This window comes from Luteibacter sp. 9133, from assembly GCF_000800155.1.
GTDB classification, from domain to species: Bacteria; Pseudomonadota; Gammaproteobacteria; order Xanthomonadales; family Rhodanobacteraceae; genus Luteibacter; species Luteibacter mycovicinus.
Genome location: NZ_JUHO01000001.1, coordinates 2,002,660 through 2,019,208, shown reverse-complemented (window position 1 = coordinate 2,019,208; position 16,549 = coordinate 2,002,660). Strand labels below are relative to the sequence as shown.

The following is a 16,549-nucleotide window of genomic DNA, read 5'->3' as shown; positions in this document are numbered from 1 at the left end:
CGGCATGGCATTGGCGATCAACAAGACGCGCGGCGCCGCCATCGTATTGCTGGCGATGCTGTTCGTGCAGATCCCGCTGGGGCACAGCACCACCAGCAAATCGCACGTCAACGTCTACCACCTCCTGTTGCTGCTCATGCCGGTGCTGTACATCCCGGCGACACGCTACCTCAAGCTCAACCCGGCCACGGCGTTTATCGCCACGATGACGGCGACGGCTATCGCCGCCTCCGCGACCTATGGCGGCGGCGTCCGTTCCACGCTGATCCTGTTCGTGGCGGCGTCGTATTTCCTCGGCGTGGTCTTCGGGCGCAAGCTGCAGGATATCGAGCTGCGCAAGATCTTCATCTGGATGCTGGGCTGCTGCCTGACCTTCGTCATCCTTCGCGATCTGGTCTACGCCGGCAGCCTGGGCGCGGTCTATGCGCGTACCGAGGGCGCGTCGAGCATCCTGTACATGTCGACCGGTGGCCGCAACATCGAGGCAAGCCTGCTTGCCCTGCTTTCCATTCTGTTGCTTGGCACCCGTGTTTATCCGATCGCGGCGGGCATCGCGCTGCTGACCAGCGGCATGATGCTGTCGCGAGCGGGGCTGGTGGGTGCCGCCGTGTCGATCGGCATCGCCTGCTGGCGTGCACGCAAATCCCGCCACTATTACTTCTTCAACTTCTTCGGCATCGCGATGGGCGTGCTGCTCGTCGGCCTGGTGCTGTCGTCGGTGATCGACATCCCCGTGCTGGACCGCTTCAACCTCAACGCCGAGACCCAGCTCGCGCACAAGAACGTCGGCCGCCTGGCGCTGTGGACCACCGCGGGCACCGCCCTGCACCAGAACATTCTCGGTTACGGCGTCGGCAACGGCGTGCCGGTGATGGAGCAGCTGTCCGGCCTCACCTTCGTCGAGAACAACGTTCACAACATCTACCTCCAGTTCCTTCTGGAAGGCGGCGTGCAGTCGTTGCTGCTCTTCCTGCTGATGGCGGCACAGATCCTGTTCACGCGTACGGAGGGCCAGCAGCGCAACATCAAGTTCTTCCTGCTGTGCTACCTGATGTTGGCCTTCATCGAGTTCAGCGGTTACGAGGCCTACTTCTGGTTTTTCGTCGGCATGTTCTACGCCCGCCACGACCTGCGCAAGATTCGCCTGCGTGAGGAAGCGAAGGAGCGGATGAAGATCCGCGCCAACGTACTTAAGCATCGCGACACCCTGCCCGCTCCGGATCCGAACCATGCTTGATGATTTTCGCGCCGACGTACGCCGCCTGAAGTCGCTGCCCGGTTACCGTGGCCTGGTCTGGTGGATGCTCGACCAGTCGTTCTGGGTGATCCTGACCTATCGCCTGATCTCCGGCACCCGGGGCACGGTGTTGCACACGCCGTTCCGCGTCTTCGAGAAGATCGCGGAATTCATGTTCAAGTGCTATGTGCCGACCACCGCGACGATCGGTCCGGGGCTGGTGATCTACCACGCGTTCGGCATCATCATCAACGGCAAGAGCACGATCGGGTCCAACTGCACGATCTACGCGCGCGTGTGCCTTGGCAACCGTTTCCCCGGCGACGGTACGCCCACCATCGGCAACAACGTGACCATCGGCACGGGGGCCTGCATCTTTGGGCCCGTGGTCATCCCCGATAACTACGTGGTGAAGGCCAACGCGGTCATCACCCCATCGTCCTTCACCCCGCCCAACGTTGGAGCACCGTCATGAGCGAGGCCGATGTGCGCCTGTCGATCATCATCATCACCTGGAACGAACTCGGGAACCTGGAGCGCTGCCTCCACTCCCTGATGGACAAGGTGGATTTCAGCCGCGACGAAGTGATCGTCGTGGACAACGGCTCACGCGATGGCAGCGCCGAATTCGTGGCCACGCTGCCCCAGATCCGTTATTTTCCGCTCGACAGCAATTACGGCGTCGGCCCCGCACGTAACCGGGGCCTGTTCCTCGCGCGCGGCAAGTACTGCATGACGCTGGATAACGACACGATCTTCCTGACCGGCGATCCTGGCACCATCGTCGACGAATTCTTCCAGTCGCATCCCGATGCGGGCGTGGTCGGTTTCGAACTGCTGAATGTGGACCGCACCCGGCAGGACTCCACCCGCCGCTTCCCGCGTTTCTATCAGCCCATCGCGGCGCGTATCGCGGCCACCCGTAAGCTCGGCTTCGTGCAGCGCGAACTGGACCGCCACCTGATGGTGGACACCACCTTCGACGACAGCAACGATCCGCTTGAAGTCGACTACGTCCTCGGCGCCAACCAGACGTTCACCAAGAAGGTCGCCGCCTTGCTGATGGGTTATGACGACCGGATCTTCTTCGGTCCGGAAGACGCCGAGTTCTGCGTGCGCACCCGCAAGCTGGGCCTGCGCAACTACTACAGCCGGAAGATCTCCGTCGTGCACGACTACAAGCGTCGAACACGTAAGTTCTCACGCCTCACCATCAAGCACCTCGCCGGCTTCGCCTACATGCTGAAAAAGCATGGCGGCGTGTACCGCTACTCGCTGAGCGAGCGCCGCTGATACCGGAGACGTCACCATGCACCGTCGCAGTTTTCTTCGTCAGTCCGTATGGGCCGCAGGCGCGATCGCCGTTCTGCCCCTGACCTCGCTTCGCGCCGCTGGCGCGGGCACCGGTAAGACTTACTACGTGGATGGCGGCGGGGGTAACGACGGACACGACGGGAGCAGCGCCACGCAGGCCTGGCGTAGCCTCGACCGACTGAACAAAACCCGCTTCGGGCCGGGCGACCGCATCCTGTTCAGGCGTGGAAGTGACTATCCGGGAGCGTTTCTGCCGAAGGGCTCCGGTAGTGCGAACGCACCCGTCGTCGTCGATGCCTATGGCGAGGGAGCGCTGCCGCATCTGCATGCGGACGGTAGCGCCCCGTCGACTGTGCGCCTTCAGAATGTCGAATACTGGACGGTGCGCAATCTGGAGATTTCGAACAAGGGACCGCAGATGGCACCGCGGCGCACGGCGGTGCACCTCTATCACGAGGACTTCGGCATCGCCCACGGCATCGTCCTGCAAGGTCTGCACATCCACGATGTGAACGGCACGCCGGTCAAGAAGGACGGCGGTGGCAGCGCGATCCTCGTCCAGGCAAAAACGAAAGACAAGCCCACGCGCTACCAGGACCTGTCCATCACCGACAACACGATCGAGCGCACTGCACGGGACGGCATCCTGTTCCTCGGCGCCGGCAGCCGCAAGGCCGGGCTGGCCACGGGTGTGGTGGTGCGCGGTAATCGCATCAGCGGCGTGCCCGGCGACTGCATTCTGGTGAAAGGCTGCGACGGCGCGCTGGTCGAGCGCAACACGGTGAGCCGGTGTGGCGCCCTTCCCCGTGGTGAAGCGGCCGCGGGCATCTGGCCGTTCGACAGCGACAACACGCTGATCCAGTACAACGAAGTCAGCGACCATAAGGCGTATGCCGACGGCCAGGCGTACGACGCGGACTTCAACTGCCGTGGCACGGTGATCCAGTACAACTACAGCCACGACAATATCGGTGGCATGGCGCTGGTCTGCAACGATGGCCGCAACGCGTCCGACGTCGGCAACACCGGTACGATCGTGCGTTTCAACGTCAGCATTAACGATGCCCTGCGCAAGACCGACAGCGCGTCACTGAGGATCTCGGGCCCCGTGGCGGGCAGCCAGATCTACAACAACATCATCATCATTCCCGAAAAGCCGATCGCCGGCGCCGAAGTCACCGTCTTCAAGGCGACCAGCTGGAAAGGGGTGCCCGACGACACGGCGATCCACGACAACATCGTGGTGTCGCCGCAAGCCCCGGGCATCGACATGAGCAAAGCCACCCAGACGAAGCTGGGGGATAACGCCGTCTTTGCGGACAGGGATGTCACGGCATCGGCCAGTCAGCTCCGCACCGCGCGTGCCGACACGGGTATGCTCGCACGCTTCCGGGAGCACCGGCCCTCGCTGGCCCAGGTCAATGCGCTGGTCAAGGCCTGTTTCGCCAACGGCAAGCCGGTACCCAATGCGCTGGAGCTGATCGGCAAGCTGACCGGCTAGGGTCAGGTCCGCGGTACGGTGGCCCGGTCCGGCGCGGGTGCGCGGCGGGCCGCCAGCCGCTGGATGAGGCGCTTTCCGAGCGCCTGACCCGGCACCTCGACGAGGTGATAGGTGATCGTGGCTAGCACCACCGTCCCCGCCAGAGCGACGACGACCGTGGCGCCGAAGTACATGTCCGGACTCAGGTGATCGCCGGCATGCACCCTCGCCAGCAGCTTGCGGGCCACCTGCAGCATGAAGAAATGCACCAGGTAACCGCTGAAGCTGATCTTCCCTATATGCCTCATCGGCACGGTCACCAGCCAGCGATACGGCTGACGGTAGAGGCACAGCGTGATCAGGCCGAAAGCCAGGCCGTACAGAAAGACGGCCCGCGGATCGTCGGTCAGCTGCGGAACGACCAGCAGGGTCAGGACGCCCAGCGCGAACAGCGCCGCATTGGCGCGCCGATTCCCCTCGTGGAAGAACCTCGTCAGTGCGCCGGTTTGCCCGAACAGGATGAAGTAGGCGCAGATGCCGCACAGGAAGATCGGCAGCTGGTTAGGCAGCCAGACAAAGACAAAGCGCTCCCAGAGGTCGCCGTCGGCGATCGGCGGATGGGCGACGAGCGCGGGCCAAGTCAGGACGTCGACGAGCAGGATGACGCAAAGCGCGGCGAAGGCTTTGGGGAAATCGCGAAGCGCAAGAAATACCAGCGGGAAGACGATGTAGAACGACATCTCCACGCCGATCGACCAGCCGCCGGGGACCACATCGTTCGCGCCCAGAAGCCACGCGGGGTTCCATCCGTTAATGAAGCCGAGCGTACCCAGCAGCGTTCCCGGCGGCGGTAGCGCCTGACCTTTCATGACCACCGGTGCCAGACAGTAAACGCCGAACGCGATGTAAAACATCGGTGCGATACGGAAAAAACGGCGGATGTAGAAGTTCAGCCACTCATGCGACTCGCCGGCACGCTTACCGGCGGACAGGAACAACGTGAGCGCGCTGACCACGAAGAACAGCTGCACTCCACGCGCGCCCTGGGCGGCATAGCGACTCAGCCATCCCGACATGCTCGCCTGGTGCCCCATGGCCTGGTACATCTCGACATTGCGCTGCGCATGGCTCAGCAGCACACCGATAATGGCGACACCACGCAGGGCATCGATGAAATCGAGCTGTACCCTGGGCCGCGCCTGCATCAGCCGAAGCCGGGGTCGAGATGCCAGCGCCACGCGCTGGCGAGGATGTCGTCGAGGCGCGTAATGCGTGGCTCCCACCCTAGCTCGAGCCGCGCCAGTTCACTGGATGCGACCAGGGTCGCCGGATCGCCGGCGCGACGTGGCGCGATCTCGTGCGGCACCGGCTTGCCGGTTACGCGCTCGGCCGCGGCGATGACCTCCCGTACGCTGAAGCCTTCGCCATTGCCCAGGTTGAAGCGGAATGCGCCTTCATGGGTGGCAAGGTAGTCGATGGCGAGCAAGTGAGCCGACGCCAGGTCGTTGACGTGAACGTAGTCACGGACACAGGTCCCGTCGCGGGTGTCATAGTCGTCGCCGAACACCTTCAGCGCCGCGCCCTGCCCCAACACCGCCTTCAGGACGTTGGGAATCAGATGGGTCTCGGGGTCGTGCGCCTCGCCGATGGAACCGTCGGGATCCGCACCGGCCGCGTTGAAATAGCGCAACGCGACCGACCTCAGTCCGTACGCGCGGGCGGCATCCTCGAGCACGTGCTCGATCATCAGCTTGCTCTGGCCGTACGGATTGATCGGCGCCGTGGCGTGACCCTCGTCGATGTGCTCCGCGTGGGGATTGCCGAATACCGCCGCCGTCGACGAGAAGACCAGCCGCTGGACACCCGCCTCGTTCATGGCGGAAAGAAGGACCAGCGTATTGGCCACGTTGTTCCGGTAGTAAGCGTACGGATCGACTACCGATTCACCCACCAGCGACCGCGCGCAGAAGTGGATCACCGCATCGAAACGATGCGTCGCGAAGACGCGAGCCAGCCGCGCCGCATCGCCGATATCCCCATGGGCGAATGTCACGCCCCTGGGGACCGCCTGACGGTGGCCTGTCGACAGATTGTCGTAGACCACCACCTCATGCTGGTTGGCCAGCAGGTAACGCACCATGTGCGAGCCCACATAGCCCGCACCGCCACAGATCAGAAGCTTCAAGCGATATTCCCGGTTTCGTGGATGGAGTGCTGGCTCAGCGCGACTCTTCGACCGCGGCCGAGGGTGTCGGCAGCGCCGCGTTTCCGGGTGACGGGGAGGCGCTGCCGCCCTCGCTATGCACAAACCCCTTGAAGATCGTGAGGAAGATGATGCGAAGATCGAACGCGACCGACCAGTGGTTGATGTAATAAAGGTCGTGCTCGATGCGCTTGACCAGATCGGTGTCGCCACGCCAGCCGTTGATCTGCGCCCAGCCGGTGATACCGGCCTTGACCATGTGCTTGTGCATGTAGCCCGCGATCTCGCCCTTGAACTTCTCGACGAACATCGGACGCTCGGGGCGCGGACCCACGATGGACATGTCGCCGCGGAGCACGTTGAGGAACTGCGGGAGCTCGTCCAGGCTGGTGCCGCGAATGAAGCGGCCGAAGCGGGTGACCGTCTTGGCCGACGCATTGCCCCACTGCACGGCCTTGTTCTTCTCCATGTCCACAGGCATCGAGCGGAACTTCAGCATTTCGAACTCTTTGCCGTCCAGGCCAACACGACGCTGGCGATACAGGACGGGACCGGGACTGGACAGCTTGACGCCGATCGCAAGCGCGACCATCAGCGGCGAGATCATCAGCAGGATCGCGCCGGCGATCAGGCGGTCCTCGATGTCCTTGAGCAGCCAGGCATTGCCCAGTAGCGGGCTCTCGCGCAGCGTGACGAGCGGCACGCCCGCCACGTCTTCCATGCGGTGATTGATCAACTGACGGCCCAGCATGTCCGGCACGAACTTCACCGTCATGACGTGCTGGTCCATACGATCGAGCACGTAGTTGATCGCGCGGTTGGCGCTGACCGGCAGCGCGACGAGAACCTGGTCCCACTCTCCCGACGCCAGCACTTTGTCCAGGTCCAGCAACGCACCTGCCAGCGGCACGCCACCTGGCACGCCGTTGTCGTAACTCGTGCGCACATAAGCGGTGATCTTCATGCCGAGTGCCGGGCTGGACTCGACCTGGTCGATCATGTGCAGTCCGGAATCGGTCGCACCGATCAACAGGCACCGACTGATGCCCACGCCGCGCTCGCGAAGGCGGTGCGTGGCGCGATGGGCGACGACTCGCACCAGCGCCATGAATGACAGGCCCAATATAAACGTCAGCGATACCCAGCCACGCGAATACAAATCGCTGACTTTGAGCAGATAGCCGAGCGCGATGAGCGCAGCAAAGGCGACAGACCACGATGCTGCGATGCGGCAATATTGCCCGACGGGGCGCTCACCGATGGGCTGATCATAAACACGGAATGCGGCCGATGCGCTGAGCGTCGACAACAACAGTATAACGAGCGCCACTGAATAGACGCTGTTCATCGCTACCGTGTCGAATCGGACGTAGTAGGCCAGGAAACCGGCCGATACTGCGCAGATAGGATCGCTCGCACGGAGCTCTAGATCCACTAACGCATTGAATTTGGTCAGTTGCATGACAGGTACCTTCTTCCGACGCGACAATGCCGTGATTAACGGCCTGCCCAGGTACGTGCCCCCTGTGGAACCGGGTTGTCCTGTCCGGGGACGCCCAACGGCCCAACACGTTTCAGATGGACTCCGGCATTCCGCCGGAATCCGTCATTCAACACTTCTCAGTGTGAGTCTTTCGACAACTCATGCTGCACCGCCAGAAAATTGGCGGCAATCCAACATATCCTAATTTGCGGCTCGCGTCACAAAAAGAATCGCCCCATTCTGTCGTTCAGCTGATTGCCTTGCACTTAACATCGATATGGCAGTGAATGGATCCCGCGTTTGCGCGAATAAACCGCGTTCATGAATGTCTGCAACGCGTGTACGCATCGATTCACCCACTGGAGATGACGACCATGAGACGTCTGCTTTTTGCTTGCGCGATTCTTGCCGTTGCGGCTCCGATCTGGGCTCAGAGTCAACGTGCCACAACCCAGCCCGGCGCGCCCGGGAACCCGCAAAACAACGGCCAACAGCCCCGCGTGGCCGACCCGAACCAGGCACGCCAGGCATCGAAGGGCTCACTCGCACCGGCCCGTGTCGGACCAGGCACCGCAGCGATGGCGGCTGCTACCGGAGCAACGGCCAACAACACCAGCGGCACCGGAAATGACGGTACGGGTGGCACCGGCGGTACGGGTGGGACGGGTGGAACCGGAGGCACCGGCGGCACGGGAGGCACGCGCTGAGCGGGCATCGACTCAGGTTCTGGACGTCTAAATGTCCATTCACGTTCCCGAGCCATTAATGCTCGATCGGTTTAAGTGGGGCGTTAAGCAATCGCCGCCTGGCGCTCCGACTGAAGGATCCCGTACACGATGAAGTTCCTGCCGATTCTCGGTCTGGCCGGGTGCCTGCTATTGAATGCATGCGTCCTGGCACCCGGCCAGCACATGAAGACCGGTGAGTTGAACGACAAGGAAAGCGCGACCGGAAGCCGCTACCAGCTCGTTCCGATCACGCCCAAGCTGATCGCGATGGATCGCGCCACCGCCACCGGGCGGGGCGTCGACCCCAGTCTCATCTCCTACCAGCCGGATCCCTATCGCATCGGTCCGGGAGATTCGCTGTACATCACGATCTGGGAGCACCCGGAACTCACCTCCCCCGCCGGTTCACAGCAGCAGACGGGTGCCAATGGACGACTCGTGCGGCCCGACGGCACGCTCTTTTATCCCTATGTCGGCTTGATCAACGCCGGCGGCATGACGGTGGAAGAGCTTCGCCAGGCCATCACTGACCGCCTGACGAAGTACATCGAGAAGCCCCAGGTCGACATCAGCATCATCAGCTACGCCAGCCAGCGGGTCACACTGGGCGGTGCCTTCGTCAGGACCGATCCACAGAACATCACCGTGACACCGCTCACGCTCGCTCAGGCGGTCGGGACGGCAGGCGTCAATGCCCAGCTGGCCGACCTGTCGGATGTCGTGCTCCGGCGTGATAACCGGGAATACCACATCGATCTGGACGCACTGTCGCGCTCGCGCGACGGAGGCAAGGACATCTACCTGAAGGGCGGTGACAGCGTTTACCTGCCTTACAACGACCGTCACGAGGCATACGTGATCGGTGAAGTGCTGAGGCCGCAGGCGATTTCCTTCAAGACCAGCGATCTCACCCTCACCCAGGCCCTGGGCCGTACGGGCGGTCTCAGCCAGACCAGCGCGAACGGCAAGTCGGTCTATGTCATCCGTGGCGTCGAAGACATGGAGAAGGCGCCGGCGACGATTTTTCAGCTAGACAACACCTCGCCGGCGTCCTTCGCCGTCGCATCGCAGTTCTCAGTCAAACCGGGCGACGTCATTTTCGTCGGGCCCGCTGGAATTACGCGCTGGAACCGCTTCATCAGCCAGCTGCTGCCGCTCTCGGGCCTGATCAGCAATGCCGCCACGACGCAATACAACCTGGATCGCGACAGCCAGCTCTAGCTCTGATCGCGTTCCGCTTCACTTTTACGAGCTAAACAGGCGACATCGATGAAGGTCACTATTTTCGGCACCGGTTACGTGGGACTGGTCACCGGCGCTTGCCTCGCGGAAATGGGCAATCACGTGGTGTGCGTGGACGTCGACGAGGCCAAGGTGGAAGGGCTCCGCAACGGCGTCATCCCGATCTATGAGCCCGGCCTCGAGCCGATCGTGAAGCGTAACTATGCTTCCGGGCAGCTCGATTTCACGACCGATCCGGAACCCGCTATCGCGCACGGCGAGCTGATTTTCATCGCGGTGGGTACGCCACCCGATGAAGATGGCAGCGCCGATATGAAGTACGTCCTGAGCGTTGCCCGCACCATCGGCAAGCATATCGATGGCTACGCGGTGGTCGTGAACAAATCCACCGTACCCGTGGGTACGGCTGACCGCGTGAGGACCACGATCGCCGAAGTCCTCAGAGAGCGCGATGCGAAGGTCGACTTCGACGTGGTCTCCAACCCGGAGTTCCTGAAGGAAGGCGATGCGGTCGAAGACTGCCTGCGCCCGGACCGCATCGTGGTCGGCTCGTCCAGCGAGCGCGCCGTGGCGCGCCTGCGGAAGCTGTACGCGCCGTTCAACCGCAACCATGACCGCATGGTCGTGATGGATGAGCGCTCCGCGGAGCTGACCAAGTACGCGGCCAACGCGATGCTCGCGACCAAGATCAGCTTCATGAACGAAATCGCGAACATCGCCGAGCGTGTCGGCGCCGACGTCGAACTGGTGCGCCAGGGCATCGGCGCGGATCCGCGCATCGGTTACCACTTCATCTATCCCGGTGCCGGTTATGGCGGCTCCTGCTTCCCCAAGGATGTACAGGCACTGGAGCGGATCGCTCGCGGTCACGGTTACGACGCGCGCCTTCTCAGCATGGTCGAAGCGGTGAATGCCGACCAGAAGACCCGGCTGTTCGCGCAGATCCAGCGCCACTTCGGGGGTGACGTTAAAGGCAAGACCGTCGCTCTGTGGGGTCTTGCGTTCAAACCCAATACCGATGACATGCGCGAAGCGCCGAGCCGCCGCCTGATCGAGGCACTGTGGAAAGCGGGCGCTAAAGTCCGCGCCTTCGACCCGGAGGCCAGGGAGGAAACCACGCGTATCTACGGCGATCGCGGCGACGATCTCGTGCTGTGCGACAGCGCATACGACGCACTCAATGGGGCCGATGTGCTGGCACTGGTCACCGAGTGGAAGGCCTTCCGCAGTCCGGACTTCGCACGGATCAAGGCGGCACTGAAGACGCCGGCGATCTTCGATGGGCGCAATCTCTACGACCCGGTGACGGTCGAAGAAGCGGGTATCGCTTATTACGGCATCGGCCGCGGGCGTTCGCTGCAACGCTAAAGCGCTGAAGCAGAGCTTCAGCGAGATAAGAAAGCCGCGCCCTGAAAGGGGCGCGGCTTTTTTTTGCAGCTGAAATAACGGTCAGTCGCCGATCTTGTTGAGGTTCTTGTCGAACAGATCGCTGTCCAGATCGTTGGTCATCGTGTAAAGCGTGTAGCGCTTGTTGAGACGCGCTCCGCCATCGCGCTGCAAGGGCTCCCACAGCAACGTGGCCCGGCTGCGCGACGACCGCGGCAGCAGCATGTCGAACGGAATGGACACATAGATGCCCTTGTCGAAGCTGCCTTCGCCGTAGCCCGCGCTGCCCGACTTGTTGGTAATCGTGGCGTACGCGCCCATGCGTGCCCCATTGGCGAACTGGCGTGACACGTCGACCGTCGTACCCCAGTCGCCGGCAAGGTAACGGCCCACGCTCACGGCGAGCGTCACGTTATGGAATCCGGTATCGAGGTATCCGGTCGCCTGCCCCGTAATCACGTGGTAGCGGCGGAAGGAGAAATCCTGATCGAAACCGCGCGACTTGACCCAGTTCAGGTCCGCCCCGAAGGCCCAGTGCTGACCGAACGGACGGTACAAGACTTCGCCACCGGCACCGCCATACATGCTTTCGAGCATGCCCGCGTACGCCAGGCCGTAAAGGTCTTCGCCCAGCTTGTGCGTGCCCGTGACCTGGAAGTTCGGCATGGTGATATCCGAGCTGGTCAGATACTGCCGGACATTGGTGCGGACCCGTGGCAGATTGCTGGGCGCGTCGTACTTGAACTTGTCGTAGTTGTTGGCGATGTTGACCGCCAGCACCCCGTCCACCCACAGATTGCGCGTGATGTTGAACGTGCCCGACGCGGCGCCGTAGATCTGGTACAGAACGAAAGCGTCGGGACCACCGAGGTTCTGCTGATAGCCGAGCGAGGTGCCACCGGAGAAGCGCTTGAGCGGCGCCCGGTAAAGCACCTCCTCTTCCTGCGCGGTCACCGGGTCCTGCTCCACGCTGCGACGGAACGTCTGCAGGTCGATCCGGTTGTCCAGCAACTCGATGAACTTAGGACGATGGACGCTGGTGTCCACCGTGGCCAGACCATTGCGTTCGGACCTGACGGTCAGCCAGTCGATACTGCCGTCGACGCGGTTATCGATGATGCGCGTCGCGCGGCCGACGCCCTCGGCGTTATAGAAAAAGCGATCCTGCTGGCCATGAATGACCAGCTCCGAGCCGCGACGACCGATGCTGCTGACGTTGATGCCTGCGTTGTCGTTGAGGGTCCTGGCCACTTCGCGCCAGTCGACCTGATCGGGGGGACGTCGCGAACGAGCCGACGAGTCCGCCGTAAGGTTGCCCCCGCCTTCAGCGCCCGGTGACACGGCTCCCGAGGGTGGCGGCGTCGCTTCCGGAGATGCCGAATCGGCCGTTCCCCTCATCGCCCTGTCACCAGTCGCTTCCGGAGGAGCCGCCACGGGTGTGCTCTCGAACGCCACGGCCTCCGGCTTCGGATCGTTCAGTTTGGGCGGATCGACATGCGTCGCCAGATTGCTGTGCAGGTTGATCGCGGCGGTCGCCACCTTGCCGCGCTCGTAGCCGAGCGTCAGGTCGACATTGCGGTTGACCCGGAATACGGCGCCCAGGTTGATCGGCCACCGCTGCGGCTGATTGTTGCTCTGCGGCTGATGTTTGTAGTCGTTGCCATCGAGTTCGGCCTTGAGGACCAGCCAGTCCCACGGCGATCGGTACTCGACGCCTCCGAAGAAACCCGGACGTCCGCGCAGGAACTTGTTGATGCTCAGCGCACCCGTCGCACCGGAACCGCTGCTCGGCCGCGTGCTGAACTTGTCGCTGATGATATTCAGCGGGTTGGCGATATCGCCGCGGTTGCCGATGTAGCCCCAGGCCAGACCCAGGCTGAAATCGAATGGCCCTGCCCGCTTGCTGGTGACGATGTATTCGCTCGAGAACAGGCCGGTACCGCCGATGTCGCGCGCGCCGACCGCCACGGCGGGAAGCCAGCGGCTTTCCTCCCACAGGCGGATCTTGGCGTCGATCGACTTGTCCTTGTACGTCTGGCTACCGCTGAGGTAAGCCGGTCCATACGGCCGGTTACTCACGTTGGTATAGCGGAACGACCCTTCCAGCCAGGGTAGCGGCTGCATGGATACGTTGTAATTCGTATAGGGCGTCGTACGGCTGAGGACGAAGCTGAACTCGCCTTCCTGCGCCATGCGTGCCGTGGGCGACTGCAGGAGGCCCACGCCACCGAAGTCGCTCTGCGTATAGGTTTCCTGGGCGAGCACGCACGTCGCTCCGCCCGCCCAGAGGGCAAGGCCGGCACAGCAGCCATGCAGGGCGATCCGCCGCGTGGCGCGCCGTCGACGTGCCGGGGCCCGCACTAGTGCGTACCCTCGTCGTTCAACAACTGCGTGGCGAGAAACGCGGCAATGTCATGGTTGAAGTCATCGTCGGCGGCGCCGGCGATGGCCTTGTTATCGAACGGCACGTAGATCCAGGCCCCCGGCGCCAGTACCCGTGGCGCATCGCGATTCCACAAGGCGATGTTCTGCTGGAATACCGCGCCGTCGGGCTGCACGACGAAAATCATATTGGGATCGGCAGCTTTTGAAACGGGACAATCCTTCAGGTAGTCGCGGGCGTCACGGAAGCCGACCTGGGGCAAACGGCAGGGTTCATTCACCGCGCCGACCACCCGGATGTCCTGCGGACGCGTCGGGTAGAAAAGGCGATCGCCGTCATGCACCGGCCAGTTGTCGGCCGGCGTGACCTCGAGGCGGAACGGATCCAGAGCGGACAGGGTCCGGCGACCCGTCACCGGCAACCTGGCGAACCAGCGCTGGAAAGCGGCCGCGCCGATCGACAGATCCTCCTGACCCTTCGCCATGGCCTGACGACGGATGGCACCCAGCTCATACTCCAGACCCGCGCGCAGGCGCAGCTGATCGCGCTGCAGGGCGGGCTGAAGCCACGCGGCGCCGAGCAGATAGGCATCCGGAGAGACGCCTGCCGCCAGTGCCGGGGCCGACAGGCGGGCTCCAGCCGGATAGACGTCCGAACCCGGTCGGGCCACGGCGCCATCGACGGTCACGGTCACTCCGCTCTGCGCGAACGACGGCCCGGCCATGGCCACGAGCAGCGAAAACAGCGCGACGCCCCTCACGCGGCGGGCTCGCGATACGGTCGCAGCTGGATCAGCTCCAGCGGGTAATCCGGGGCCACGTACTGGCGGCTCTTCCAGATGAAACCGTCCGCCGGGTCGACCCAGTAGCGATTGTCGAAGTGCACGCCCTGCGCGGTCAGCGACTCGTCCACACGTCTCAGACGATGCACCTTGCCCAGGATTTCGACATCTTCCAGCCCTTTCGGCTCGAGCTGCGCCCGAAGGATGACGCCATACCGGTAATCCGGCGACCAGTCCATCCGACGGCTATAGCTGACTGGCCCGCTGAGCCGCTGCAGGCCCTGATGAAAGGGGTTTTCGCCCGGGAAGGCCGACGCATCCAGGTTCTGTGGAAGGCCGACGGTACGGGCGATCACGCCGTCTCGCGTGAACACGATATCGTGGTTGCCGCCGTACCAGCCGAGCTCGCCCTGCTCCGTCTTCGCCAGGATCAGAATCGCCTGGCCGGCGGGAGAATTCGCCTGCAACTGAAAATACGGCGAGGCCGCCACCGACTCGGGGGTGGCATCCACTTTGTCTCCCTGAAACGCGAGACGCACACTCTCGACACTGCCAAGCGACACCGTCGAGCAACCGGCGAGCAACGCCAGCACCAGTGCGAACCCACCGGGGAACAGAAAACTTAGCGCGACGCGGGCGCGTTGTGTCTCAGGCCAAGCCAAAATCAGTGATGGGTCCGTTAAGTAAATGTCGAGCCCCGGCGTCATGGCGAACGGGGCGATGCGAGGACAACACTGACAGTGGATCTACCCTACGAACACTACATGACCGATGCGGACTGAAAACTGACTGACGTCACGACGCGCGCCTATAAGTACTTCAGCCATCCGCTGACGGCACCATCGATCAGTTTGTATACATGTTCGAAGGCCGGGCGTTGTTGGCGGTAAGGGTCGGGAATGTCGGCTCCCGCGCCCCAGCGATCCAGCAGAAAGACCTTCCCGCTTACTTCAGGCGCCATCCGACCGATTTCCGCGATGTGTCGCTTCTCCATGGCAAGGATCAGATCGGATTGGCGCAGCAGTGCGTTATCGGCCTGCCGGGCGCGGTGAGCCGCGCCATCCACGCCGTGTTCACGCAACAGCTCCAGCGAGGTCGCATCCATCGCGTGGCCAACGAGTGCGCCGAGGCCGGCGCTGCTCACCTGGGCGCGATGATCGCCACCGAGGCGATGCCGTAGCAGGTATTCCGCGGTGGGACTGCGGCAGATGTTGCCGACACAGACAATCAGTATCCGTTCGAACATAGGTGCTGCGATACTCCGGGTCGTAGACAGACATAAGCGATGAGCGCAACCGACATGATAGCGACACACGAGTGCATGGCATGACCCTGTGGCAAGCCATCACCAGTTTCGGCGACAGCGCACTACTGCTTCCCCTGATTGCATGGACCGGTATCTGCCTGCTGGTGCCGGCACCCCAGTGGCGGGATGTCCGGCGCTGGGGCTTCGCCGTCGCGACGGCGGGCGGCATCGTCTGCCTCTCCAAGCTGCTATTCATGGCCTGGGGTATCGGACCGCCCGGACTCAACTACACCGGCTTCAGCGGTCATACGACGCTGGCGATACTGGTATGGCCCTCGCTGGGCGCCCTGCTCGCGCGGGACGGCAACGTCCGCATACGACGCACAGCGATCGCCGCGGGTTGCCTGATCGGGGCAGGCGTGGCCGTCTCGCGACTGGTACTGAAGGTGCACAGTCCCTCGGAAGTCTGGCTGGGCGCGCTGCTGGGAACCGCAGTCATGGCCTGGTTCGTACGCGGCGTTGAACCGACCCTCCACGAGTCGCGCTCCGACGCACGGCGGCGCATCCTCATCCTCGCGTTGGGCGCGGTGGCCATCTTCGTACTGTGCTATGGCCGCGTGTTTCCCTCTCAACATGTCCTCAAGGATGTCGCGCTCTGGCTCAGCGGCCACAGCGACGTTTTCACCCGCCGTATTCGGCTGGACTCTCCATGACCGCGCCTAGGCCCTTTCAGAACAGCCCCTGGCTGCCCCGGCTGGTGGAGGCGCGCGCCGCCATGATTCAGTCGGCCGGTGACACCGCCCTGGCCGCCGAAGAACTGCGGCGGTACCAGAAGTTCACCAGGCCGGGACAGCCCTCGGCACACATCGTCCAGCTGCGGCAAAGGCAGGCGGCGGCCCGGCAGGCGACAGCACGAGCGAAGCAGGCCTTCCTGAAGGCCGCGATGGAGTTCACGCGTGAGGCGGAGCTCCGTCCGCCACCGCGCGTCACGCTCGAGGCCTTCGTACTGGACTGGCTGGATGCGCACCCTGACGCCACGCCCACGTCGACGCCATGACGCGTATCG

The 16,549-nt window shown here is 63.3% G+C and carries 16 protein-coding genes; 9 read left to right on the top strand and 7 right to left on the bottom strand.

All coding sequences use genetic code 11. From position 1 onward, the window contains the following. Window positions 1–4 precede the first annotated feature (4 nt). From FA87_RS08740 to FA87_RS08725, 4 genes are read left to right on the top strand one after another with little or no spacing between them, the layout of a single operon-like run. Entirely contained in the window at window positions 5–1,237 is a 1,233-nt protein-coding gene (locus FA87_RS08740) for an O-antigen ligase family protein (protein ID WP_043693906.1), read from the top strand. Next, window positions 1,230–1,712, top strand: coding sequence for a hypothetical protein (locus FA87_RS19850; protein WP_052191233.1), 483 nt, complete (start codon window positions 1,230–1,232; stop codon window positions 1,710–1,712). Before FA87_RS08740 ends, FA87_RS19850 begins: the two co-directional genes overlap by 8 nt. Continuing rightward, the gene (locus FA87_RS08730) at window positions 1,709–2,530 is read left to right on the top strand and encodes a glycosyltransferase (protein WP_043693903.1); all 822 of its coding nucleotides are present in this window, start codon (window positions 1,709–1,711) and stop codon (window positions 2,528–2,530) included. The genes FA87_RS19850 and FA87_RS08730 overlap by 4 nt, the downstream gene beginning before the upstream one ends. 16 nt (window positions 2,531–2,546) lie before the next feature. Next, window positions 2,547–4,052 carry a right-handed parallel beta-helix repeat-containing protein gene (locus FA87_RS08725; RefSeq protein ID WP_052191232.1) on the top strand — a complete coding sequence of 502 codons (1,506 nt, stop codon included), beginning with the start codon at window positions 2,547–2,549 and terminating at the stop codon, window positions 4,050–4,052. A 2-nt stretch (window positions 4,053–4,054) separates the two neighbouring features. Here FA87_RS08725 and FA87_RS08720 read toward each other — a convergent pair whose 3' ends face one another. Genes FA87_RS08720 through FA87_RS08710 form a run of 3 tightly spaced genes read right to left on the bottom strand, consistent with a single transcriptional unit; the run spans window position 4,055 to window position 7,696 of the window. Then, a complete protein-coding gene (locus FA87_RS08720; RefSeq protein ID WP_043693900.1) occupies window positions 4,055–5,236 on the bottom strand; it encodes an acyltransferase in 1,182 nt (393 codons plus the stop codon). Further along, a complete protein-coding gene (gene galE / locus FA87_RS08715) occupies window positions 5,236–6,216 on the bottom strand; it encodes a UDP-glucose 4-epimerase GalE (RefSeq protein WP_036113399.1) in 981 nt (326 codons plus the stop codon). The genes FA87_RS08720 and galE overlap by 1 nt, the downstream gene beginning before the upstream one ends. A 34-nt stretch (window positions 6,217–6,250) precedes the next feature. Then, window positions 6,251–7,696: an undecaprenyl-phosphate glucose phosphotransferase gene (locus FA87_RS08710; protein WP_051943683.1), complete on the bottom strand. Its 1,446-nt coding sequence runs from the start codon at window positions 7,694–7,696 to the stop codon at window positions 6,251–6,253. 521 nt (window positions 7,697–8,217) lie between these two features. On the opposite strand from FA87_RS08710, the gene FA87_RS20980 reads away from it, so the two are divergent. From FA87_RS20980 to FA87_RS08695, 3 genes are all read left to right on the top strand, one after another. After that, window positions 8,218–8,424 carry a hypothetical protein gene (locus tag FA87_RS20980; protein WP_197062389.1) on the top strand — a complete coding sequence of 69 codons (207 nt, stop codon included), beginning with the start codon at window positions 8,218–8,220 and terminating at the stop codon, window positions 8,422–8,424. Between the two features lie 129 nt (window positions 8,425–8,553). Beyond that, a complete protein-coding gene (locus FA87_RS08700) occupies window positions 8,554–9,666 on the top strand; it encodes a polysaccharide biosynthesis/export family protein (protein WP_036113405.1) in 1,113 nt (370 codons plus the stop codon). A 48-nt stretch (window positions 9,667–9,714) separates the two neighbouring features. Continuing rightward, window positions 9,715–11,055: a UDP-glucose/GDP-mannose dehydrogenase family protein gene (locus FA87_RS08695; RefSeq protein WP_043693894.1), complete on the top strand. Its 1,341-nt coding sequence runs from the start codon at window positions 9,715–9,717 to the stop codon at window positions 11,053–11,055. Between the two features lie 81 nt (window positions 11,056–11,136). Here FA87_RS08695 and FA87_RS08690 read toward each other — a convergent pair whose 3' ends face one another. From FA87_RS08690 to FA87_RS08675, 4 genes are all read right to left on the bottom strand, one after another. Further along, window positions 11,137–13,338 (bottom strand): YjbH domain-containing protein, encoded by a 2,202-nt coding sequence (locus tag FA87_RS08690; RefSeq protein ID WP_156128522.1) that lies wholly within the window; start codon window positions 13,336–13,338, stop codon window positions 11,137–11,139. 95 nt (window positions 13,339–13,433) lie between these two features. Next, entirely contained in the window at window positions 13,434–14,216 is a 783-nt protein-coding gene (locus FA87_RS08685) for a capsule biosynthesis GfcC family protein (RefSeq protein WP_043693891.1), read from the bottom strand. Continuing rightward, window positions 14,213–14,899: a YjbF family lipoprotein gene (locus FA87_RS08680; protein WP_197062388.1), complete on the bottom strand. Its 687-nt coding sequence runs from the start codon at window positions 14,897–14,899 to the stop codon at window positions 14,213–14,215. The genes FA87_RS08685 and FA87_RS08680 overlap by 4 nt, the downstream gene beginning before the upstream one ends. 146 nt (window positions 14,900–15,045) lie before the next feature. Then, a complete protein-coding gene (locus tag FA87_RS08675; protein WP_036113418.1) occupies window positions 15,046–15,483 on the bottom strand; it encodes a low molecular weight protein-tyrosine-phosphatase in 438 nt (145 codons plus the stop codon). 80 nt (window positions 15,484–15,563) lie between these two features. On the opposite strand from FA87_RS08675, the gene FA87_RS08670 reads away from it, so the two are divergent. Both FA87_RS08670 and FA87_RS08665 read left to right on the top strand, forming a co-directional pair. After that, window positions 15,564–16,196, top strand: a complete 633-nt coding sequence (locus FA87_RS08670) for a phosphatase PAP2 family protein (protein ID WP_036113422.1) — start codon at window positions 15,564–15,566, stop codon at window positions 16,194–16,196. Beyond that, entirely contained in the window at window positions 16,193–16,540 is a 348-nt protein-coding gene (locus FA87_RS08665) for a hypothetical protein (RefSeq protein ID WP_052191231.1), read from the top strand. Before FA87_RS08670 ends, FA87_RS08665 begins: the two co-directional genes overlap by 4 nt. The last annotated feature ends 9 nt before the right edge of the window (window positions 16,541–16,549 follow it).